The following is a 20,488-nucleotide window of genomic DNA, read 5'->3' on the forward strand; positions in this document are numbered from 1 at the left end:
CGGTGGAACGGGGATCGACGCTAGACGTCGGTGCCGGCGCCGCCCTGCGAGCCCGACATGCGCGTGACGTACTCCGCGAACGTCGGGTCGCCCAGGATGGCGATCGCCGCGACGATCAGGGAGAGCAGCACGGTCGCCGCGATCCCGAGGATCGGGACGAGCACGGCGCGCTTGCCGGCGCGGAGCCGCCGGATCGAGATCCACACCGCGAAGGCGACGATCAGCGACTGCGCGAGCGCCACCACGACGCCGAGGATCCGTGCGAGCTCTGGCGACGCGTAGGTGCCGATGCCCTGGGAGCGGTAGAGCTCCTGGAGGGTCGTCGCGAAGCTCGAGGGATCGAGCAGCGTCGGCACGGCGAAGAACACGCCGAGCGCGAGCAGCACGATCGTGAGCAGGCGGTCGACGGGATGCGCGACCGGCTTCGCGGCCGGAGCGGTCGCGGGCCTCGGATCGGTCTCCGACCCCCGCGGGTCGGGGACGACCACGGCGTCCTCCGGCGGCTGCCACGACCAGCCGGGCGGCGCGTACTCGCCGTACTGCGGCTCCGGACGCCTGTCGCCCGGCTGATCGTGTGCGTTCGTCACGGAGCGGTGCCCTACTTCCCGGAGTTCCCGGCCGAGCCGAGCTGACGGGTCGCCTCGGCGACGCGCGCGGCCATCGCGGTCTCGGCGATCTTGCCCCACGAGCGCGGGTCGTAGACCTTCTTGTTGCCGACCTCGCCGTCGACCTTGAGGAAGCCGTCGTAGTTCTTCAGCACGGTGTCCGCGACGGAGCGGCTGAACGCGTACTGCGTGTCGGTGTCGATGTTCATCTTGACGACGCCGTTGCGGACCGCCTCGGCGATCTCCTCGTCGGTCGAGCCCGAGCCGCCGTGGAAGACGAGGTCGAGGGGGAGCGCACCGGTGCCGTACTTCGCCTGCAGGCCGTCCTGGATCTCGCGGAGCAGCTCCGGGCGCAGTCGGACGTTGCCCGGCTTGTAGACGCCGTGGACGTTGCCGAAGGTCAGGGCGGCCATGTAGCGGCCCTGCTCGCCGAAGCCGAGGGCCTCGACGGTCGCGATCGCGTCGTCGAGCGTGGTGTAGAGGTGCTCGTTGATGTCGTGCGAGACGCCGTCCTCCTCGCCGCCGACGACGCCGATCTCGACCTCGAGGATGGCGTTGATGTTCTTGACGCGCGGGAGGATCTCCTTCGCGATGGCGAGGTTCTCGTCGAGCGGGATCGCGGAGCCGTCCCACATGTGCGACTGGAAGAGCGGCTCGCGACCGGCCTTGACCTCCTCCTCGGAGGCGGCGATCAGCGGGTAGACGAAGCCCTCGAGCGCGTTCTGCGGGCAGTGGTCGGTGTGGAGCGCGACCGTGACCGGGTAGTTCTTGGCGACCTCGGTCGCGAACCTCGCGAAGGCGATCGCGCCTGCCGCGCGGTTCTTCACGGTGTGGCCGGCGAAGTAGTCCGCGCCTCCGGTGGTGACCTGGATGATGCCGTCCGAGCCCGCCTCGGTGAGGCCCTGGAGGACCGCGTTGATCGTCTGCGACGACGAGACGTTGAACGCCGGGTAGGCGAAGCCGCCCGCCTTCGCCTTGTCGAGCATCTCTGCGTACTGGTCCGGGGTAGCGACGGGCATGGCATCTCCTTTGACGGATGAACGAAGGGGGGTCGGGCGAGGCCCGCGTCGCGGACGAGTCTAGCGAGGCGCCCCTCCGCGGTCCCTCCGCCCGTGGAGGGCCCTGGACTAGGCTTCGGGCAGGGATGGGGATCCGCTCCGCGGGTCCTGCGACGACGTGCACGAACTCGACGACGAAGGACTCCGCTCTGTGATCGACAACGTTTCGCTCTACCTCCACCCCGACCGCAACCTCGGCATGGAGCTCGTCCGCGCCACCGAGGCCGCCGCGATCCGCGCCGTGCCCTTCATCGGCAAGGGCGACAAGAACGCCGCCGACGGCGCAGCGGTCGACGCCATGCGCACCTTCCTCGGGACCGTGAACTTCGACGGAGTCGTCGTGATCGGCGAGGGCGAGAAGGACAACGCGCCCATGCTCTTCAACGGCGAGCACGTCGGCAACGGCTCGGGGCCCGCCGCCGACATCGCCGTCGACCCGATCGACGGCACCTCGCTGACCGCGGCCGGGCGCCAGAACGCGCTCTCGATGATCGCCGTCGCCGACCGCGGCGCGATGTTCGACCCCTCCGCCGTGTTCTACATGGAGAAGATCGTCACCGGGCCCGAGGGCGTCGGGATCATCGACATCCAGCGCCCGATCGGCGAGAACATCCGCGCCCTGGCCCGCGCCAAGCGCAAGCCCGTCGAGGAGATGCGCATCGCGGTGCTTGACCGCCCGCGCCACGCTCAGCTGATCGAGGACATCCGCGCGGCCGGAGCCGGCACGCGCCTCCTGCTCGACGGCGACGTCGCGGGCGGCATCAACGCCGCTCGCCACGACTCCCGACTCGACATGTGCGTCGGCACCGGAGGCACGCCCGAGGGCATCATCACGGCCTGCGCCATCCGCGCGCTCGGGGGAGTGATCCAGGGCATCCTCCGCCCGAAGGGCGACGACGAGCGCCAGCGCGCCATCGACGCCGGGCACGACCTCGACCGCGTGCTCCACGCCAACGACCTCGTCCGCAGTGACAACACCTACTTCGTCGCGACCGGAGTGACGAACGGCGGGCTCGTGAAGGGCGTGCGCAAGGAGGGCCACGTCATCACGACGGAGTCCATCGTGCTGCGCTCCCGCTCGGGCACCATCCGCCGCGTGACCGCCCAGCACCTCGCGGAGAAGTGGGTCTAGGCCGTCACCGTCTCTCCGAGACGCCGCCCCGCCGCTGAGACGCCGCTCCGCTGACGGCGCCTCGGCGAGTGCGGCGGCGTTCCGGCGTGCGGGACGCGGAAGGACACCGGCCCCGGCCACCGAGGCGAGCGGGCGGGGCCGCGGCGGGTCTCGAGACGCCTCGTCGGCGCTCCTCCGCCGAGCCGCGGAGGCGGAGCGCCGTCGCGACCTGCGGTCGTCCGGGTGTCGAACCGGATGGACGGCGCCGCTCGCGCGCGGCCTGCACGCCCGGTGCTCGCTCAGCGGGGACCCGGGGCCCTACGCGCTCCGCTCGGATTCGTCCTCCGCGGCGAGCAGCTCGACGGCGGTGAGGCGGCGCGGCGAGGAGGCGACTCCTCCGACCGGGGCGATGACGCGCGACTCGTCGAGGGAGTCGAACTGGCGCGCGGTGACCAGCACACGGCTCTCGAGCGAGCCGGCGAAGGCGTTGTAGGAGTCGACCGTCTTCTCGAGCGAGCGGCGCAGGCCCTCGGCGTGGTCGGCGAGGGTGCCGAGACGGGCGTAGAGCGTCTTGCCGAGGTCGAGCAGGCGCTTGGCGTCGTCGGTGAGCACGTCCTGCTGCCAGGTGTAGGCGACGGTCTTCAGCACCGACCACAGGGTCACGGGCGAGGCGAGGGCGACGCGCTTGCGGAACGCGTACTCGAGCAGGCTCGGGTCGGCGTCGAGCGCGCTCGCGAGCAGCGGCTCGCTCGGCACGAACGCGATGACGAACTCGGGGCTCGCCGGGAGACCGGTCCAGTAGGAGCGGGCGGCCAGCGCGTCCACGTGGCCGCGGAGGGCGCGGACGTGCGCCCGCAGGAGCCCCGCGCGCCGCGCCTCCTCCTCGCCGCCGGCGCCCGCGGGGATCGCGCTCGCCTCCAGGTACGCGTCGAACGGCACCTTGGCGTCCACCGCGATCGCCTTGCCGCCGGGCAGGCGGACCACCATGTCGGCGCGGCCGCGGCCCGCCTCGCCCTCGAGCCCGAACTGCACGTCGAAGTCGACCCGCTGGGTGAGCCCGGCGGCCTCGACGACGTTCCGCAGCTGCGTCTCGCCCCAGGCGCCGCGGCTCGTGGTGGAGCGGAGCGCGGACGCGAGGGTCTCGGTCGTCGAGCGCAGCTGCTCGCCCGCCGCCCGCTGTCCCTCGAGCTGCTCGGTGATCGCCCCGAACTGGGCGGCGCGCTCGCGCTCGAGCCGGCCGACCGCCTCCTGCATGCCGCGCAGGCTCTCGGCGACGGGGGAGAGGGTCTGCAGGATGCGCGCGTCGTGCCGCTCGCGCTCGGCGACGACGCGCAGCTGCTCCTGGAGCTCGCGGATCTGGTCGCGGGCGGAGCCGAGGTGCTCGCGGTGCTGCTCGACGACGGCCTCGTGGCGCTCCTCCAGGCCCTCCGCGCGTGCGCGGGCCGTCGCGAGGTCGAGGGCGAGGGCGGCGTCGGGCGTGCGGGAGCGGGCGAGGAGGACGGCGACGACTCCCGCGAGGAGCGCGCCGACCACCAGGCCGAGGACGAAGGAGAGATCCATGCCGCCGATGACACCACGCACCTCCGACATCGAGCGATCGACGCGCCACGCCCACCGAACGAGGGCCAGGACGCCCTGCGACCGCCTCGTAGACTTCGCGATCATGGGGAATCACCACCGCTCATCGCGCCTGCTCACGGCCGCGCTCGCTCTCGCCGTCGGGCTCGGCACCGCCCTCGTCCCGATCACCTCCGCCTCCGCCGCCGAGGACGCGCCGTCGACCGTCTCGGTCGAGACCGGCGCTCTCGACGCGTCCCTCGACCGCGCCGACCTCGGCGTCCCGGACCAGTCGACGCAGTACAGCGCCGAGGAGACGAAGAGCTTCCGCGCCGGCTTCATCGTCAGCGACGCCCAGTTCTTCGACGGGGACGCGCTGAGCACCGGTCAGGTGCAGTCGCTCCTGAACGAGAAGGGCAGCCCGTGCTCCACCGCCGGCACCGCCCCCTGCCTCAAGAACTTCTCGCAGGCGACGCCGTCCAAGGCGGCGGACGCGATGTGCAGCGCCTACCAGGGCTCCGGCAGCGAGTCGTCGGCCTCGATCTTCACGCGCGTCGGCCTGGCCTGCGGCATCAACCCGCTCGCCCTGGTCGTGCTCGTGCAGAAGGAGCGGAGCCTCGTCACCGACGCGACGCCCAGCCCCGAGGACTACGCCAAGGCGACCGGCTACAACTGCCCGGACACCGCGGCGTGCGACCCCGGCTCGGCGGGCTTCTTCACGCAGGTCTACAGCGCGGCCCGCCAGTTCAAGCGCTACGCCAACCCGCCCGGCTCCGGCTCGAACTTCACCACCTACGCTCCGGGCACGACGCCGAACGTCGCCTACTACCCGAGCACCGCGTGCGGCTCCTCACCGGTCACCATCCGAAACCAGGCCACGGCCGACCTCTACTACTACACGCCGTACCAGCCCAACGACTACGCGCTCACCGGCTCCGGCAACGCGGCCTGCGCGACCTACGGCAACATCAACTTCTGGTACCTCTTCAGCGACTGGAACCCGAACGGCACCCTGGCCAACGCCGGGATCGCCCCCGCGGGACGCGTCGACGCCCCGCGCATCTCGGGCAGCACCCTGAGCGTGTCCGGCTGGGCCGTCGATCCGACGACGCAGCAGGCCGCGCTGACCACGACGGTCACGGTGACCGGCCCCGACGGCACCCGCACGGTCCGCACGCAGACCGCGAACGGCGACCGCGGTGACATCCCGGGCGAGTACTCCGTCGCCGGCCGCGCCCACGGCTTCGGCGCCACCACGCCCGTCTCGGCACCCGGCACCTACCAGGTCTGCGTCTCCGCCGACTCCGTCGACTGGAACCGCTGGGTCGGCACGGGCGACTCCCGGGGCCCCGGCCGGAAGGATCTCGGCTGCTCGTCCGTGAGCACGTCGGCCGGGATCGACGTCTCGCGCCTGGCCGGCACGGACCGCCAGGGCACCGCCGTCGCGATCTCGAAGGCCGTCTTCCGCACGAACGTCCCGGTCGTCTACATCGCGACCGGCGCCAACTTCCCCGACGCCCTGAGCGCCGCCCCTGCCGCGGCCAAGCAGGGCGGTCCGCTGCTCCTGGTCGACCGGGACTCGATGTCGCAGCCCGTTCGCGACGAGCTCAGCCGGCTCAAGCCGGCGAGGATCGTCGTGGTCGGCTCCGCACTGAGCGTCGGCGACGGCCTGCTGAACCAGCTGAGGTCCTACTCGCCGACGGTGGACCGCATCGGAGGGAAGGACCGCTACGACACGTCCAGGCTCATCATCCAGAGCGCGTTCTCGGGCGGCTCGACGCGGGCCTGGCTCGCCACGGGCGAGAAGTTCCCCGACGCGCTCGGCGCGAGCGCCGCGGCCGGCTCCGTCGACGCGCCCGTCGTCCTCGTGAACGGCACCGGCAGCACGGCCGACGCCGTGACGAAGGGCATCCTCTCGAAGCTCAAGGTGCAGAACCTCACCATCGCGGGCAGCCCCCTGTCGGTGAGCGAGGGGATCAAGAACTCGCTTCCGGTGCCGACGATCACCCGCATCGGCGGAGTCGACCGCTACGACACCTCGGAGCAGCTGAACCGGGCAGCCTTCTCGAGGGCCAAGACCGTGTTCCTGGCGACGGGCGAGAACTTCCCCGACGCCCTCGCCGGAGCCACGGCGGCGGGCTACTCGAACAGCCCGCTGTTCGCCGTGCCGACGAACTGCGTGCCCCGCGCCGTCCTGACCGACATCGCGAAGTCGGGAGCTCAGCGGGTCGTCCTCCTCGGCGGTCCCACCACCCTCTCGGAGGACGTCGCGCGCCTCACCCCCTGCGGCTGATCGCCCGCGGCCCCGCCACTAGCGTGGAGGGATGACCCCGACCGCACCGTCCCCGACCGGCGTCCGACGCCGGCGGGGCGGTGCGGTCGTCGTCGGGGCGCTGGTGGCGCTCCTGCTTGGAGGGTCCGTCGACGGCACGCGCCTCGCCGCGGTGCCGTCCGAGCCGCAGACCGTCCGGCTGTGGACCTTCCTCCAGCCGGGCCCCGTCGCGGCCGACTTCGACCCGGGCGACCTGATCTCCGACGAGGTCTTCTTCGCCGGCGACGCGCTCGGACCGCTCACGGTGCAGGCGTTCCTCGACGCCCGCGTCCCCGACTGCGCGGGCGGGCCGGTGCCGTGCCTGCGCGACTACGCCGAGGACACCGCGGCGATCACGGCCGACGAGCAGTGCGATGCGCTGCCCGCCGGACGCGACGTCCCGGCCGCGGAGATCATCACCTCGGTCGCCGGCGCGTGCGGCGTGAATCCGGCCGTCCTCCTGGTGCTGCTGCAGAAGGAGCAGTCGCTCGTGACCGATCCGGAGCCGAGCGAGCGGCAGTTCCGCAGCGCCACGGGCTACGGCTGCCCGGACACCGCGGACTGCGACACGGACTCCTACGGCTTCGCCGCGCAGGTGTACGGAGCGGCGTGGCAGTTCCAGCGCTACCGGAATCCGGACTCGAGCTTCGACTGGTACCCGGTCGGCGCGGCCGGCGACGTCCGCTACTCCCCGGACGAGTCCTGCGGTACCGCCCCGGTGACGATCGCCAACGCGGCCACGGCGGGTCTCTACTACTACACGCCGTACCAGCCGAACGCGGCGGCGCTCGCGAACCTCTACGGCGAGGGCGACGACTGCTCGGCCTACGGGAACCGGAACTTCTGGCGCATCTTCAGCACCTGGTTCGGCGACCCCCGCGGCTGAGCCGATCGTCTCGAGCAGGCTCGGCATGACGGACGTCAGGCGGCGACGGGAGCCTTCGGGCGCAGGCGCTTCACGGAGACGCCGGCCAGCTCGCCGAGCTCGGCCATGCTCGCGGCGCCGTGCCGCCGGGCCGCGTGCACGACGATCGCGGCGCACGCCTCGGCATCGGCCGACGCGTCGTGGTGGCGGAAGTCCTCGAAGCCCGCGGCCATGGCGACAACGGGGAGGCGGTAGGAGTCGAGCTCGTACGTCTTGCGGGCGAGCTGCAGCGAGCAGAGGTAGTCGTACTCGGGGTGCTCGAGCGAGGTCGCCGCGCAGGCCGCGCGGATGACGCCCATGTCGAAGCCGGCGTTGTGCGCGACGAACACGTCCTCGCCGGCGAAGGCCGCCAGGTCGGCGAACTGGTCGACCCAGGAGGCGGCGGCGTGCACGTCGTGCTTGCGGATGCCGTGGATCCGCGTGTTCCACTCGAGGAAGTCGTCGTACCCCAACGGCGGGCGGATGAGCCAGCCGGCGCGGTCGACGACGCGGCCGTCGCGGACCTTGACGAGCCCGACGGAGCAGGCGGAGGCCCCGTGCGAGTTGGCGGTCTCGAAGTCGATGGCGGTGAAGTCGATGGGCACGCTCCAGCCTCTCACGCACCTCCGACGCCGCCGGGAGCGTCGCGCGCGCGTCGCCCTGAGCGGCCGGGAGCACCCGCCGGCCGCGGGCCGGGCGCCTCCCGTTCCTCTCCGCCCGCCCGCCCGGCCCTTCCGCCGCCACGCCGTAGGATGTTCACCCGTGGCTCTCACTATCGCAATCGTCGGTCTCCCCAACGTCGGCAAGTCGACGCTCTTCAACGCACTGACCAAGAACACGGTGCTCGCGGCGAACTACCCGTTCGCGACGATCGAGCCGAACGTGGGTGTGGTGAACCTGCCCGACTCCCGCCTCGAGGTGCTCGCCGGGATCTTCGGCTCCGAGCGCATCCTCCCGGCGCCCGTCTCCTTCGTCGACATCGCCGGCATCGTGCGCGGCGCGTCCGAGGGCGAGGGCCTGGGCAACAAGTTCCTCGCGAACATCCGCGAGGCCGACGCGATCGCGCAGGTCATCCGCGGCTTCGAGGACTCCGACGTCGTCCACGTCGACGGCAAGGTCGACGCCGCCAGCGACATGGAGACGATCAACACCGAGCTGGTCCTCGCCGATCTCCAGACCCTCGAGAAGGCCGAGGCCCGCTACGAGAAGGAGCTCAAGGGGAGGAAGATCGAGCCGATCGTGGTCGAGACCGCGAAGAAGGCGCGCGAGTTCCTCGACCAGGGCAAGCCGCTGTCGGCCTCCTCGATCGATCTGGAGCCGATCCGCGAGCTGGGCCTGCTGACCGCCAAGCCCTTCATCTACGTCTTCAACGTCGACGAGGCCGTGCTGACCGACGACGCCCGGAAGGCCGAGCTCGCAGCCCTGGTCGCGCCGGCGAAGGCGATCTTCCTCGACGCGAAGATCGAGTCCGAGCTGATCGACCTCGACGAGGCCGACGCCGCCGAGATGCTCGAGTCGACCGGCCAGACGGAGTCGGGCCTCAACCAGCTCGCGACCATCGGCTTCGACACCCTGGGCCTCCAGACGTACCTCACGGCCGGCCCGAAGGAGACGCGCGCCTGGACCATCGGGAAGGGCTGGACCGCGCCCCAGGCCGCCGGTGTCATCCACACCGACTTCCAGAAGGGCTTCATCAAGGCCGAGATCATCTCGTTCGACGACCTCGTCGAGACCGGCTCGATCGCCGAGGCCCGCGCGAAGGGCAAGGCCCGCATCGAGGGCAAGGACTACGTCATGCAGGACGGCGACGTCGTGGAGTTCCGCTTCAACGTGTAGGAAGACCGCGCTCGGCTCGAGGCGCCCGGTTCGCTCGGATCCCCGGATCCGCGAGCCGGGCGCTTCTGCACGGAGGTGCGGGATCGCCGACCCCGGGAGTCCGACACGAGGCCGGTCACGTCCCCGGACGTCCGCTCCGCCCGTCAGTTCAGCACGTCGCCGATCAGCCAGCTCGACAGCCCGACGAGGGTGCAGACGCCGACGACCACCCAGGCGACGGTCCGGCGGACCGAGCGGGAGACCGCCTCCGAGCTGCGGGGAGTGGGACGCAGCGGCGGCGTGTACGCGGGCGGTACGGAGTAGGTCCGAGCCGGCGGGAGGAGTCGGGGGAGGGTGACCGGACGGCCGTCGACCCACTCGGCGGGCAGCTCCGCGGCCTTCGCGGCCTGCAGCGTGAGCTCGACCTTCAGCGGGGATCCGCGGAGGGAGGCGTAGGCGGCGGCGGTGAGGCCGAGGCTCGCGAGGTGGCGGAGGGTCGGGGTGAAATCCGCCGAGAGGGTCGGGGAGAGCTCGCCCACCCGCTCGCCGTCGAGACGGAGCTCGACGAGGTCGCCGGCCGGGTGCAGGGTCACCAGCAGCAGGCCGCGGCCGCTCGCCGGAACGACCGTCGAGAGGCGGGCGAAGTGCTCGTCCTCGCGCAGGACCGGCAGGCCCCGCGACCAGGGGAGGATCGAGTGGCGCTCGACGGGCGGCTCGTTGAGCGGCACGAGCAGCTCGGGGGCGACCAGGGCGACGCGGAGGACGGCCCGCAGGCCCTCCTCGCCGCGCTCGACCCGGAGGCGCGCGGTCGTGACCGGGACGGCTCCGCTCGCCACGACCCGGTCGAGAGCGGCCCGGTGGGCGGAGGCGTTCGGCAGGTAGCCGAGGACGCGGCCGCCGGCCCGGACCGAGACGGCGTCGAGGCCGGTGGGGTGGTCGGGCTCGGGGATCAGGTCGACCTCGAGGGTCCGCTCGTCGATCTCGCCCTGCTCGAGCGTGCGGCCGATCAGATCGGCGATCTCCTCGATCCGCTCGGCCTCGGCGAGGGCGTCGACGCTCGGGGCGCCGTCGGCGTTCGGGAGCCGGTAGTCGACGCGCTCCGTGACGGGGGTGACGGGTGCGTCCCGCACCACCGCGGCACTGTCCTGCGCGGAGCGGCGCGCCCCGGTGAACCGCCTGCCGTCCCACCAGCGCATCTCGGCCGCATCGGCCTCGTCGCGGTACCAGCCCGCCGGCGCACCCTCGTCCATCGACCCCCCGTTCCTCCGGCGAACGAGTCTACGAGGAGGGCGGGAGCGTCAGAGACCCGGGTCCGTGGCGGCGGGATCCTCGGGGGCGAGCGCGGCCGCGGGCTCTCCCGAAGCGGGGCCGCTCCACGCACCGGACTCGTGCGCCCGAGGGCCGGCGATCCACTCCAGAGCCTCGCGGACGAGCATCCGGACGTGACGCGCGTGGCCGATGGTGACGGGGGCGGGATCCTCGAGGACCTCGAGCAGGCGGTGCAGCACGGCACGGCTCTGCAGTCGTGTCATGGGCCTCACGGTAGGGGCCCGGTCGCTCGGACGGTAGTGCCGATCCGCGACAGCGCACCCGTCTAGGCTCGCCACATGACTCGTCTCGACGGTGCCGTCGTCCTCGTCCTCGGAGCCTCGGGCGGCCTCGGCCGCCTCCTGGCCGATTCGCTGGAGGCGCGCGGTGCCGTCGCGGTGCGCTCGGGGCGCGACTCCGCGGCGCTCGGCGAGGCACCCCTGGTCGCCGACCTGCGCGGGGAGGACGAGCCCCGGCGCGTGGTCGCCGAGGTGCTCGAGCGGCACGGGCGCCTTGACGGCGTCGTCGTGTCCGCGGGCGTCGTGGCCTTCGGGCCCTCCGCCGAGCTCGATCCGGCCGTTCTGGAGGAGCTCGTCGAGGTGAACGCGCTGGCGCCGATCCGGGTGCTGACCGCCGCGCTGCCGTCGCTCGTCGCGTCGGCGGGCGAGGGGCGCGAGCCGTTCGCGCTGACCATCAGCGGCGTGGTGGCGGAGGCTCCGACCGCGGGACTCGCCGCGTACTCCGCCTCGAAGGCGGCACTGCACTCCTTCGTGAAGGCCTCGGCCCGCGAGTACAAGCGGGCGGGCGTCCTCCTGCTCGACGCGCGCCCCGGCCACACCGAGACCGAGCTGTCCCGGCACCCGCTCGCGGGAGACGCGCCCCGCTTCGGCGCGGGTCTGGCGCCGCAGGACGTGGTCGACCGGCTGCTCGACGCGGTCGAGGACGGCGAGACCGACCTGCCTCCTGCGGCGTTCACCGGCTGACGCCGTCCCGAGACGAGGCGGAGCCGGTCGATCCTCGCGGGAGCGCCCCGGATCGAGCACTGCAGCCTCGGCTGCGTACAGCCGTTGTGATCAGCCTGCGCATGCGGCGGCCGGGACCGCGATCGGCGCGGCAGCCCGTCCGACCGTCCTCCCCGCAGACGCGGGGATACCCGCCGTTCACCGGAGCGTCGCACGGGCGCACTAGCGTCCCTCCGTGCCCGACACCGCCGATGACGCCCTCCGTCCCACTCCCGAGCTGCTCCGCACGCTCACGCCCGCCGACGCGCGGGACCTCGTCGTGCTGGACGAGGACGACGACGATCCGGTGCTCCTGCGCCGCGACGGCACGCAGATCGACACCTGGCGCGAGGGCTACCCCTACGACGAGCGGATGTCGCGCGAGGAGTACGAGGCGGGCAAGCGCCTCCTCCAGATCGAGCTGCTGAAGCTGCAGAACTGGATCAAGAAGCACGGGCGCCGGCTCGTGGTCGTCTTCGAGGGGCGCGACGCCGCGGGCAAGGGCGGCACCATCAAGCGCTTCACCGAGCACCTCAACCCGCGCGGAGCCCGCGTGGTCGCACTCGAGAAGCCGACCGAGCGCGAGGCCGGTCAGTGGTACTTCCAGCGCTACGTCTCGCACCTGCCGGCCGCCGGCGAGATCGTCCTCTTCGACCGCTCCTGGTACAACCGGGCCGGCGTGGAGCGCGTGATGGGCTTCTGCACGCCGGCGCAGTACGACGAGTTCATCCGCCAGACGCCGCTGTTCGAGCGGATGCTCGTCGGCGACGGCATCGACCTGGTGAAGCTGTGGTTCTCGGTCTCGGCGGAGGAGCAGCGCACCCGGTTCACGATCCGCATGATCGACCCCGTGCGCCAGTGGAAGCTCTCGCCGATGGACCTCGCCTCGCTCGACAAGTGGGGCGACTACACCGCGGCCAAGGAGGCGATGATGGCGGCGACCGACACCGCCGACGCTCCCTGGACCATCGTGAAGAGCAACGACAAGAAGCGCGCCCGGCTCGAGGCCATGCGCTACGTCCTGAGCCTCTACGACTACGACGGACGCGACGAGGAGGTCGTGGGCCCGCTGGGTCCGGACCCGCTGATCGTCGGATCGGCCGCGGACGTGTACGAGCGCGGCGAGCACGCCGCGACGAGCTGACCGGGGGACGGACATGGGGGAGTCGGGGATCGGCGCGGAGCTGCCGGGGGTGCACCTGCGCTGGCTGGCGCTCGACGAGCAGACGCTGGACGCCGAGCGGCTGCTGCCGCTGCTGAGCGACGAGGAGCGCGAGCGCTACGCCGGCACGGTCGCCGCGTCGGTGGCCGAGCGCTTCGTCTTCGGGCGGGTGCTCCTGCGGATGCTCGCGGCCGAGCTCACGGGGACGCGCGCGTCGGAGGTCCGGGTCGTCGCGTGCTGCCCACGCTGCGGGGGCGCGCACGGCCGGCCGCGGCTGGAGGGACGCGGGATCGCGCTCGAGCTGCTGTCGGTGAGCATCGCGCACTGCGCGGGCGCCGTCGTGGTCGCGGCGAGCAGCGCCGGTGCGGTCGGCGTCGATGTGGAGCCGACGCTGGGCACGCCCGAGCGCGGGGAGCGGATCACGCGCATCGCCGGGGCGCCCTTCGCCACGGGCGGGATGCGCCCCGCCGACCCCGTCCTGCACTGGACCCGGATCGAGGCCGCACTGAAGGCGGACGGTCGCGGGCTCGAGCTCGACCCGCGCCGGGTGCACGTGCACGAGTCGCACCACGCGGCGGAGGCGCGGATCGACGGCGTCCGCTTCCGGCTGGCCGAGCCGCAGCTGGACCCCGCGCTGCGGGTCAGCGTCGCCCTCGGGCCGATGGGGGACGCGGGCGCCGGGCCCATCATCGGCTGGCGGCGCGAGCACGGCGACGCGCTCGCGGACTCGCTGGTGTCAGCGCCGGGACGGTAGCGGCGGCAGCTCCTCGTCGAGGAGCCAGGTGTCGAGCAGGTCGTCCACGCCCTCGCCGAGGACCTCGGTGCAGAGCTCGCGGAACTCCTCGTCGGTGACGGCGGCGGAGGCGTAGCGGGACGTCCACTCCCGCAGCAGCCGGAGGAAGGGCTCGTCGCCGACGGTGAGCCGCAGCGCGTGCAGGGTGAGCGCGCCGCGCTTGTAGACGCGATCGTCGAAGAGTGCGACCGGCCCCGGATCGGCGAGCACGAGATCCTGCGCCGCAGCCCGCAGCACCGCGTGGTGGCGGCGGGCGCAGGCGTCGGCGGGGGCGCGGCCCGACTCCTCCGACCACAGCCACTCCGCGTAGCAGGCGAACCCCTCGTTGAGCCAGATGTGGCGCCACCGGGCGATGCCCACGCTGTTGCCGAACCACTGGTGCGCGAGCTCGTGCGCGATGAGGCGCTCCGAGCCGCCGCGGCCGTCGGCGTGGTTGGCGCCGAACACCGCCATCGCCTGCGCCTCGAGCGGGATCTCCAGCTCGTCCGCCGTGACGACGACGCAGTAGCGGGCGAAGGGATAAGGCCCGAACAGCCGCGTGAACAGGGCGAGCATGCTCTCGAGCGGAGCGAAGTCGTGGGCGACCCGTGCGGCCATCGCGGCGGGGCGGGCGAGGGTCACCGCGACGCCGGCGAGCACGCGCTCCTCGATCGCGTAGCGGCCGATCTGCACCGAGGCGAGGTACGCGGCGCTGGGCTCGCGCTGCTCGTAGAGCCAGGTGCGGCGGCCGGAGCGGGCGCTCGAGTCGATGAGCACCCCGTTCGCGAGCACGGCGTAGCCCTCCTCGGCGGTGACGCGCAGGCGGTACGGAGCCTTCTCGGCGACGTCGTCGTTGCAGGGGAACCAGGTGGAGGAGCCGGAGGGCTGCGAGGCGACGAGCACCCCGTCCTCCAGCTCCTCCCAGCCGAGCTCGCCCCAGTGGCTGGCGCGGGGGGCGGGGTGGCCGCTGTACTCGATCTCGACGTCGACGCTCTCGCCGGCGGCCAGCGGCTCGGCGGGGGACACTCGCAGCTTGTGCGGCGCCTGCTCGTGGCGGGCGCGGCGTCCGTCGATCCGGACACGGGCCACGCGGAGCCGGGAGAGGTCGAGGGAGAACCGCCGGAGCGGCTGCAGCGCGACGATCCGCAGCACGGCCCGGCCGGCCAGGCGGTTCGAGGCGACGCGGTAGTCGAGGTCGAGGTCGTAGGACTCGACGCGGTAGCCGGTGTTCCCGATGCCGGGGACGTAGGGGTCACCGGCGGTCTCGAGCCCGGTCAGCGCGGGGCTCACGCGACGGGCGCGTGGTAGTCGGCGACGCGCACCTCGCGCCACGGGCCGATCGGGTTGCCGCTCCAGCGGCTGCCCGCGGGCACGAGCTCCCCCCGCATCACGAGCGAGGCCGGGCCGACCGTGCCGTGCTCGGCGATCCGCGCGGCGGGGAGGATCACGCTGTGCGGGCCCAGGGTGGCGCCGGCGTCGAGGCTCACGAGATCCATGCTCATGATTCGATCATGGAACAGGTGCGTCTGCACGACGCAGCCCCGGTTCACGGTCGCTCCATCGCCGAGCGAGATCAGATCGGCCTCGGGGAGCCAGTAGCTCTCGCACCAGACGCCGCGTCCGATCCGGGCGCCGAGGCTCCGCAGCCACCAGACCAGCGCCGGAGTGCCCGCGGCGGCGTGGGCGAACCAGGGCGCGGCGACCATCTCGGTGAAGGCGTCGGCCAGCTCGCTCCGCCAGACGAACGAGGACCACAGCGGCTGCTCGCTCGGCTCGACCCGCTGGATCAGGATCCACTTCGCGGCGGTGGAGACGGCCGCGGCGACCGCTCCGGCGGCCAGCAGCACGACGCCTCCCACGAGCGCGGCGAGCACCGCCCCGAGCGTCTGGATCAGCGCGAGCAGTCCGGCTACCACGCCGAGGCCGATCGCGACCGAGACGACCACCGGGACGAAGCGGCCGAGCTCCCACGCGATGCGGGCCGCGCGGAGTCGGCGGGCCGGGCGGAAGGTGCGCGCCGACTCCGCCTCGACGACGGTGCGCCGCAGCCGCACGGGCGGTGAGCCCAGCCACGACGAGCCCGCCTTCGACTTGCGGGGCGCGGAGGAGAGGACGGCGACGAGTCCGCCGGCGGGCACGGTGTGGCCGGGCGCGGCCATGCCGGAGTTGCCGAGGAACGCGCGCTCGCCGATCTCGGCGCGGGCGAGCCGCATCCAGCCGCCGCCGAGCGCGTAGGAGGCGACGAGCGTGTCGTCGGCGAGGAACGCGCCGTCGCGGATGGTCGTCATCGCGGGCAGGAGCAGCACCGTCGAGGCCTCGACGTCGCGTCCGACCTTCGCGCCGAGGAGCCGCAGCCAGACCGGGGTGAACAGGCCCGAGTAGAGCGGGAAGAGCAGGACCCGCGCGGAGTCGAGCAGCCGCTCCGTCGACCAGACCTGCCAGCCGATCCGACCGCGCACGGGGTGGGTGCCGGGCTCGACGCCCCGCCCGAGCAGGCGCACCAGGACGACGACGAGGGCGGCGAGGACGACTCCGGAGACGGCGACGGCGGGCACGAGGGCGGCGAGAGCGGGCCCGAGCGCGGTGCCGAGGCCGGCCGAGCCGCGCACGGCGGCGGCCACGACGGCGAGCCCGGCCGCGAGGGCGAGGACCGGGACCGCTGCGAGGCCGACCGCGGACGCTCCGTACGCCCAGACCCAGCCCGGGCGGCGCGCCGGGCGCTCCGAGGGGAACCCGGCGTTCGCCCTGCCGAGCCGCTGGGCGGGGGATCCTCCCCAGCGCTGCCCGGCCGGCACCCGCCCGAAGACGGCCGATCCCGGCTCGATCTGCGCGTGCTTGCCGATCCGGGCGCCGGGGAGGAGCGTGCTGCGCGCGCCCACCGTGCTGCCGGCGCCGACCCGGACGGCACCGACGCGCAGGACGTCGCCGTCGATCCAGTAGCCGGAGAGGTCGACCTCGGGCTCGATCGCGGCGCCGCGCCCGAGCGTGAGCATCCCGGTCAGCGGAGGGAGGGAGTGCAGGTCGACGTCGTCGGCGATGCGGGCGCCGAGCGCGCGGGCGTAATAGGCGACCCAGGGCGCGCCCGCGAGGCTCACGGCCTTGAGCTGGAACGCGATCTGCTCGGCCAGCCAGAGCCGGAGGTGCACGCTCCCGCCGCGCGGGTGGTCTCCGGCTCGGATCCCGCGCAGCAGGGTGCGCGCGGCGAGGACGGTGAGCCCCATCCGCCCGAACGGCGTGAGGAAGAGCGCGAACGCGGGGATCAGCGCGGCGAGCGGAGCGGTGGGCAGCCAGCCGAACCCCGGCACCAGGTCGAGCACCGCGGTGGCGGTGAGGATCGCAGTGACCCAGCGGGCGCTGCCGAGCACGAGCAGCGGTGCGCCGAGGAGGGTCTGCAGCACGCGCATCCTGAGGGGGACCGGCGCGATGCGGTGAGCGGACACCTCCGCAGTGCCGGTCGAGCGGCTCTGGATCTCGGCGGCCATCGCCGCGAGACGCGGGTGGGCGTAGACGTCGGCGACCGTGAACTCGGGGTCGCGCTCGCGGATCCGCGCGACCAGCTGGGCGGCGGCGAGGGAGCCGCCGCCGAGGTCGAAGAAGTTCGCCCGCTCGTCGACCGGCACGCCGAGCACGTCGCGCCAGAGGGCGGCGAGCCACGCCTCCTCGGGGTCGAGGGAGGCGTCCTCGGTCGTGCCCACGGCGAGCGGCCAGGGGAGTGCGGCGCGGTCGACCTTGCCGGAGACGCGGGTCGGCAGCTCCTCGACCACGGCCAGCAGCGGCACGAGGGATGCGGGCAGCGCCTCACGCAGGCGGGCGAGCGCCGCGTCGCGGTCGAGCTCCCGGCCGCCGGCGAGGGCCAGGTAGCCGACGAGGACCTGGTTGCCGGCCGCCGTGGTGCGGACCGCGGCCGCCGCCCCCGAGACTCCGGGGAGCGCCTGCAGCGCCGCCTCGACCTCGCCGAGCTCGATCCGCCGACCGCCGAGCTTCACCTGGTCGTCCGCGCGCCCCTGGAAGACGAGGCCGGCGCTCTCGAAGCGCACCAGGTCGCCGGAGCGGTAGGCCCGCTCCCAGCCCAGGAGCGGTGCCGGCGCGTACTTCTCGGCGTCCTTGACCGGGTCGAGGTAGCGCGCGAGCCCGACCCCGCCGATGACCAGCTCGCCGACCTCGCCCTCGCCGACCCGCTGCCCGTCCGCGTCCACGACGGCGAGCCGCCAGCCGTCCAGCGGCAGCCCGATGCGCACCGGGGGAGGCCCGCCGAGGGGCGCGGCGCAGGCGACGACGGTGGCCTCGGTCGGCCCGTAGGTGTTCCAGACCTCGCGGCCCTCGACGGCCAGGCGCTCGCCGAGCTCCGGCGGGCACGCCTCGCCGCCGAAGATCAGCAGGCGGACGTTCTCGAGCGACTCCGCGGGCCAGAGCGCCGCGAGGGTCGGCACGGTCGAGACCACGGTGATGCCGTGCGTGGTCAGCCAGGGGCCGAGGTCCATGCCGCTGCGGACCAGCGAGCGGGGAGCGGGGACGAGGCATGCGCCGTGCCGCCAGGCGAGCCACATCTCCTCGCAGGACGCGTCGAACGCGACCGAGAGACCGGCCAGCACCCGGTCCCCGGGGCCGAGCGGCTCCGCCTGGAGGAACAGGCGCGCCTCGGCGTCGACGAAGGCGGCGGCGGAGCGGTGGCTGACCGCCACTCCCTTGGGGGTTCCGGTGGAGCCGGAGGTGAAGATGATCCAGGCGTCGTCCTCGAGCGAGGGCGGCTGCAGCAGAGGGATCGACGCCGTGCTCGGGTGCGGCGCGCTCGCGGTGAACAGGCGCGCGGCCGGCTCGTCGGCGCCGGTGCGCTCGAAGCGGCCGGAGCCGGTGATCACGCCGCGGACGGCGGCCTCGCCGAAGACGAGGCGCGCCCGCTCCTCGGGGTCGTCCGCGTCCACCGGGACGTACGCGGCTCCCGCGGCGAGGACGGCCAGGATCGCGAGGTAGAGCTCGCGGGAGCCGCTGGGCATGCGGATCCCGACGCGGTCGCCGCGTCGGACCCCTGCGGTGGTGAGCTCGCCCGCGAGCTGCACCGTGCGGGCCAACAGCTCCCGGTAGCTGAGCGCTCCGGCCGGGTCCTCCAGCGCGGAGGCGTCCGGGTGGCGCTCCGCGGTGTCGCGGAGGACATCGACCAGCGTGCGGGGAGGAGGGGTGGCCGCTCCGGCGTCGAGCACGTCCTGGGGGCCGGCCGTCTCGGTCACGTCTCGTCTCCGTCCCGGCCGCGCGATCGGGAGCGCGGCGGCCGGGGCGACACCGTAGGGAGGCGGGGTGACGCGGAGGTGAACAGGCGGGGTCGGCCCGCCCGGCTCAGTGCGCCATCGGGAGCGGCGCGTCCGACTCCGCCGGGCGGCGGACGAAGAACGCGGCCACGATCGCGACCGTCGCGATCGACGCGCCCCACAGGAACGCGGAGTGGATGCCGCCGGCGTAGGAGGCGACCTCGTCGGCTCCGCCCTGCGCGAGCTCCGCCGACCGGATCGAGAGGACGGTGACGAACAGCGCCGTGCCCGCCGCGCCGCCCAGCTGCTGCACGGTGCCGATGATCGCGCTGCCGTGCGAGTAGAGCGAGGGGCGCACCGAGCCGAGGCCGGCGGTGAACAGCGGCGTGAAGACGAAGGCGAGGCCCAGGCTGAGGGTGACGTGCAGCGAGAGGACGAACCAGGGCGACGAGTCCGCCGCGAGCAGGGTGTACCCCCACAGTGCGCCGGCGACGACGATCGAGCCGGGCACGAGCAGCACGCGCGGGCCGAAGCGGTCGTAGCCGCGGCCGACGAACGGCGCGAGCAGGCCCATCAGCAGGCCGCCGGGGAGCAGGAGCAGCCCGGTCTCCAGCGGAGTGAGGCCCAGCACGTTCTGCGTGTAGAGGGGCAGCAGGATCAGGGTGCCGAAGAGCGCCGACATGCTGACCGCCATCATCGCGATGACGATGGTGAAGTTCGCGGAGGAGAAGGTCCGGAGGTCCAGCAGGGCCCGGTCGGTGCGCTGCAGCAGCAGCTGGCGCGCGATGAAGCCCGCGAGGCCGAGACCCGCGACGACGAACGGGATCCACGGCGCGACGACCGCGGCTCCGCCCTCGCCGAGGCTCGACAGGCCGTAGACGAGGCCGCCGAAGCCGAAGACCGAGAGGACGACCGAGAGCGAGTCGATCGGGATGGAGCGGGGCTCGGTGACGTTCTCGACCTTGCGCAGGCCCAGGAGCAGCGCGCCGATCGCGATCGGCAGCACGATCCAGAACATCCAGCGCCAGCCGAGGAAGTTGAGGATGACGCCCGAGATCGTCGGTCCGACGGCCGGAGCCACCGAGATGACGATCGAGATGTTGCCCATCATCCGGCCGCGGATCGCCGGGGGCACCAGCGTCATCACAGTCGTCATCAGCAGCGGCATCATGATGGCCGTGCCGCCGGCCTGCACCACGCGGGCCGCCAGGAGGACCGCGAAGGTCGGGGCGAGCGCGGCGGTGAGCGTGCCGAGGCTGAAGAGGATCATCGCGGCGGCGAAGAGCGTGCGGGTGTGCAGCCGCTGGATCAGGTAGCCCGTGATCGGGATGACGACGGCCATCGTGAGCATGAAGGCGGTCGAGAGCCACTGGCCCACGTGCGCCTCGACGTCGAAGTCGCGCATGAGGTCGGGCAGCGCCACGCTCATGATCGTCTCGTTGAGGATCACGACGAACGCCGACACCAGCAGGAGGCTGATGACCAGGCGGCTGCGCGGCTCGAGGGTTGTGGCGGCGGCGGGTGCGGCGGGCCGCGCGGCGGGAAGGGTGCTGCGCTCGGTCACAGGTGTTCTCCGGTCGTGAGGGGGATCGGTGTGAGGGGCGCATCGACGGCTCGACTCGCGGGCGCGGATGCGGGGTA

At 73.4% G+C, this 20,488-nt stretch carries 16 protein-coding genes; 7 read left to right on the top strand and 9 right to left on the bottom strand.

Going from position 1 to position 20,488, the window contains the following annotated elements; translation table 11 throughout:
• Window positions 1-20: 20 nt before the first annotated feature.
• A complete protein-coding gene (locus C5B95_RS00630) occupies window positions 21-587 on the bottom strand; it encodes a DUF6264 family protein (protein WP_104224415.1) in 567 nt (188 codons plus the stop codon).
• An 11-nt stretch (window positions 588-598) separates the two neighbouring features.
• Entirely contained in the window at window positions 599-1,624 is a 1,026-nt protein-coding gene (fbaA, locus tag C5B95_RS00635) for a class II fructose-bisphosphate aldolase (protein WP_104224414.1), read from the bottom strand.
• 238 nt (window positions 1,625-1,862) lie between these two features.
• Here fbaA and glpX point away from each other — a divergent pair, with 238 nt between their 5' ends.
• Window positions 1,863-2,795 carry a class II fructose-bisphosphatase gene (gene glpX, locus C5B95_RS00640; RefSeq protein ID WP_104348366.1) on the top strand — a complete coding sequence of 311 codons (933 nt, stop codon included), beginning with the start codon at window positions 1,863-1,865 and terminating at the stop codon, window positions 2,793-2,795.
• A 297-nt stretch (window positions 2,796-3,092) separates the two neighbouring features.
• On the opposite strand, the gene C5B95_RS00645 is transcribed toward glpX, so the two are convergent.
• Complete coding sequence (locus C5B95_RS00645; RefSeq protein ID WP_219813796.1) at window positions 3,093-4,334, bottom strand: DNA recombination protein RmuC; 1,242 nt, start codon at window positions 4,332-4,334, stop codon at window positions 3,093-3,095.
• Window positions 4,335-4,437: 103 nt separating this feature from the next.
• Here C5B95_RS00645 and C5B95_RS00650 point away from each other — a divergent pair, with 103 nt between their 5' ends.
• Both C5B95_RS00650 and C5B95_RS00655 read left to right on the top strand, forming a co-directional pair.
• The gene (locus tag C5B95_RS00650; protein WP_104291550.1) at window positions 4,438-6,624 is read left to right on the top strand and encodes a cell wall-binding repeat-containing protein; all 2,187 of its coding nucleotides are present in this window, start codon (window positions 4,438-4,440) and stop codon (window positions 6,622-6,624) included.
• Window positions 6,625-6,655: 31 nt separating this feature from the next.
• Complete coding sequence (locus tag C5B95_RS00655; RefSeq protein ID WP_104348252.1) at window positions 6,656-7,528, top strand: hemagglutinin; 873 nt, start codon at window positions 6,656-6,658, stop codon at window positions 7,526-7,528.
• Window positions 7,529-7,563: 35 nt separating this feature from the next.
• Here the strand turns inward: C5B95_RS00655 and C5B95_RS00660 are convergent, their stop codons facing one another.
• Window positions 7,564-8,151: an exonuclease domain-containing protein gene (locus C5B95_RS00660; protein WP_104224410.1), complete on the bottom strand. Its 588-nt coding sequence runs from the start codon at window positions 8,149-8,151 to the stop codon at window positions 7,564-7,566.
• 157 nt (window positions 8,152-8,308) lie between these two features.
• On the opposite strand from C5B95_RS00660, the gene ychF reads away from it, so the two are divergent.
• Complete coding sequence (ychF, locus tag C5B95_RS00665; protein ID WP_104222958.1) at window positions 8,309-9,382, top strand: redox-regulated ATPase YchF; 1,074 nt, start codon at window positions 8,309-8,311, stop codon at window positions 9,380-9,382.
• Between the two features lie 143 nt (window positions 9,383-9,525).
• On the opposite strand, the gene C5B95_RS00670 is transcribed toward ychF, so the two are convergent.
• Both C5B95_RS00670 and C5B95_RS00675 read right to left on the bottom strand, forming a co-directional pair.
• Window positions 9,526-10,611 carry a DUF2510 domain-containing protein gene (locus C5B95_RS00670; RefSeq protein WP_104348253.1) on the bottom strand — a complete coding sequence of 362 codons (1,086 nt, stop codon included), beginning with the start codon at window positions 10,609-10,611 and terminating at the stop codon, window positions 9,526-9,528.
• 48 nt (window positions 10,612-10,659) lie between these two features.
• Window positions 10,660-10,893, bottom strand: a complete 234-nt coding sequence (locus tag C5B95_RS00675) for a hypothetical protein (RefSeq protein ID WP_104222960.1) — start codon at window positions 10,891-10,893, stop codon at window positions 10,660-10,662.
• Window positions 10,894-10,968: 75 nt separating this feature from the next.
• Here C5B95_RS00675 and C5B95_RS00680 point away from each other — a divergent pair, with 75 nt between their 5' ends.
• From C5B95_RS00680 to C5B95_RS00690, 3 genes are all read left to right on the top strand, one after another.
• The gene (locus C5B95_RS00680) at window positions 10,969-11,652 is read left to right on the top strand and encodes an SDR family oxidoreductase (protein ID WP_104348254.1); all 684 of its coding nucleotides are present in this window, start codon (window positions 10,969-10,971) and stop codon (window positions 11,650-11,652) included.
• A 301-nt stretch (window positions 11,653-11,953) separates the two neighbouring features.
• Window positions 11,954-12,814: a polyphosphate kinase 2 gene (gene ppk2, locus C5B95_RS00685; RefSeq protein WP_244229668.1), complete on the top strand. Its 861-nt coding sequence runs from the start codon at window positions 11,954-11,956 to the stop codon at window positions 12,812-12,814.
• Window positions 12,815-12,827: 13 nt separating this feature from the next.
• A complete protein-coding gene (locus C5B95_RS00690; protein ID WP_104348255.1) occupies window positions 12,828-13,586 on the top strand; it encodes a 4'-phosphopantetheinyl transferase superfamily protein in 759 nt (252 codons plus the stop codon).
• Here C5B95_RS00690 and C5B95_RS00695 read toward each other — a convergent pair.
• The 3 genes from C5B95_RS00695 to C5B95_RS00705 form a co-directional block, all read right to left on the bottom strand.
• The gene (locus C5B95_RS00695; protein WP_258059723.1) at window positions 13,569-14,894 is read right to left on the bottom strand and encodes a M1 family metallopeptidase; all 1,326 of its coding nucleotides are present in this window, start codon (window positions 14,892-14,894) and stop codon (window positions 13,569-13,571) included. The genes C5B95_RS00690 and C5B95_RS00695 overlap by 18 nt on opposite strands.
• The gene (locus tag C5B95_RS00700) at window positions 14,891-18,829 is read right to left on the bottom strand and encodes a Pls/PosA family non-ribosomal peptide synthetase (protein ID WP_181067961.1); all 3,939 of its coding nucleotides are present in this window, start codon (window positions 18,827-18,829) and stop codon (window positions 14,891-14,893) included. Before C5B95_RS00700 ends, C5B95_RS00695 begins: the two co-directional genes overlap by 4 nt.
• A 106-nt stretch (window positions 18,830-18,935) precedes the next feature.
• On the bottom strand, window positions 18,936-20,411 hold the full coding sequence (locus C5B95_RS00705; protein WP_104222964.1) for a DHA2 family efflux MFS transporter permease subunit: 1,476 nt from the start codon (window positions 20,409-20,411) through the stop codon (window positions 18,936-18,938).
• Window positions 20,412-20,488 lie beyond the last annotated feature (77 nt).

It is taken from the genome of Rathayibacter sp. AY1A7 (assembly GCF_002930845.1).
Classification (GTDB): domain Bacteria; phylum Actinomycetota; class Actinomycetes; order Actinomycetales; family Microbacteriaceae; genus Rathayibacter.

Coding starts and splice junctions, on each gene's coding strand:
- fbaA (WP_104224414.1), bottom strand. CDS start 1,624: ATGCCCGTCGCTACCCCGGACCAGTACGCAGAGATGCTCGACAAGGCG.
- glpX (WP_104348366.1), top strand. CDS start 1,863: ATGGAGCTCGTCCGCGCCACCGAGGCCGCCGCGATCCGCGCCGTGCCC.
- C5B95_RS00645 (WP_219813796.1), bottom strand. CDS start 4,334: ATGGATCTCTCCTTCGTCCTCGGCCTGGTGGTCGGCGCGCTCCTCGCG.
- C5B95_RS00650 (WP_104291550.1), top strand. CDS start 4,438: ATGGGGAATCACCACCGCTCATCGCGCCTGCTCACGGCCGCGCTCGCT.
- C5B95_RS00655 (WP_104348252.1), top strand. CDS start 6,656: ATGACCCCGACCGCACCGTCCCCGACCGGCGTCCGACGCCGGCGGGGC.
- C5B95_RS00670 (WP_104348253.1), bottom strand. CDS start 10,611: ATGGACGAGGGTGCGCCGGCGGGCTGGTACCGCGACGAGGCCGATGCG.
- C5B95_RS00675 (WP_104222960.1), bottom strand. CDS start 10,893: ATGACACGACTGCAGAGCCGTGCCGTGCTGCACCGCCTGCTCGAGGTC.
- C5B95_RS00680 (WP_104348254.1), top strand. CDS start 10,969: ATGACTCGTCTCGACGGTGCCGTCGTCCTCGTCCTCGGAGCCTCGGGC.
- C5B95_RS00690 (WP_104348255.1), top strand. CDS start 12,828: ATGGGGGAGTCGGGGATCGGCGCGGAGCTGCCGGGGGTGCACCTGCGC.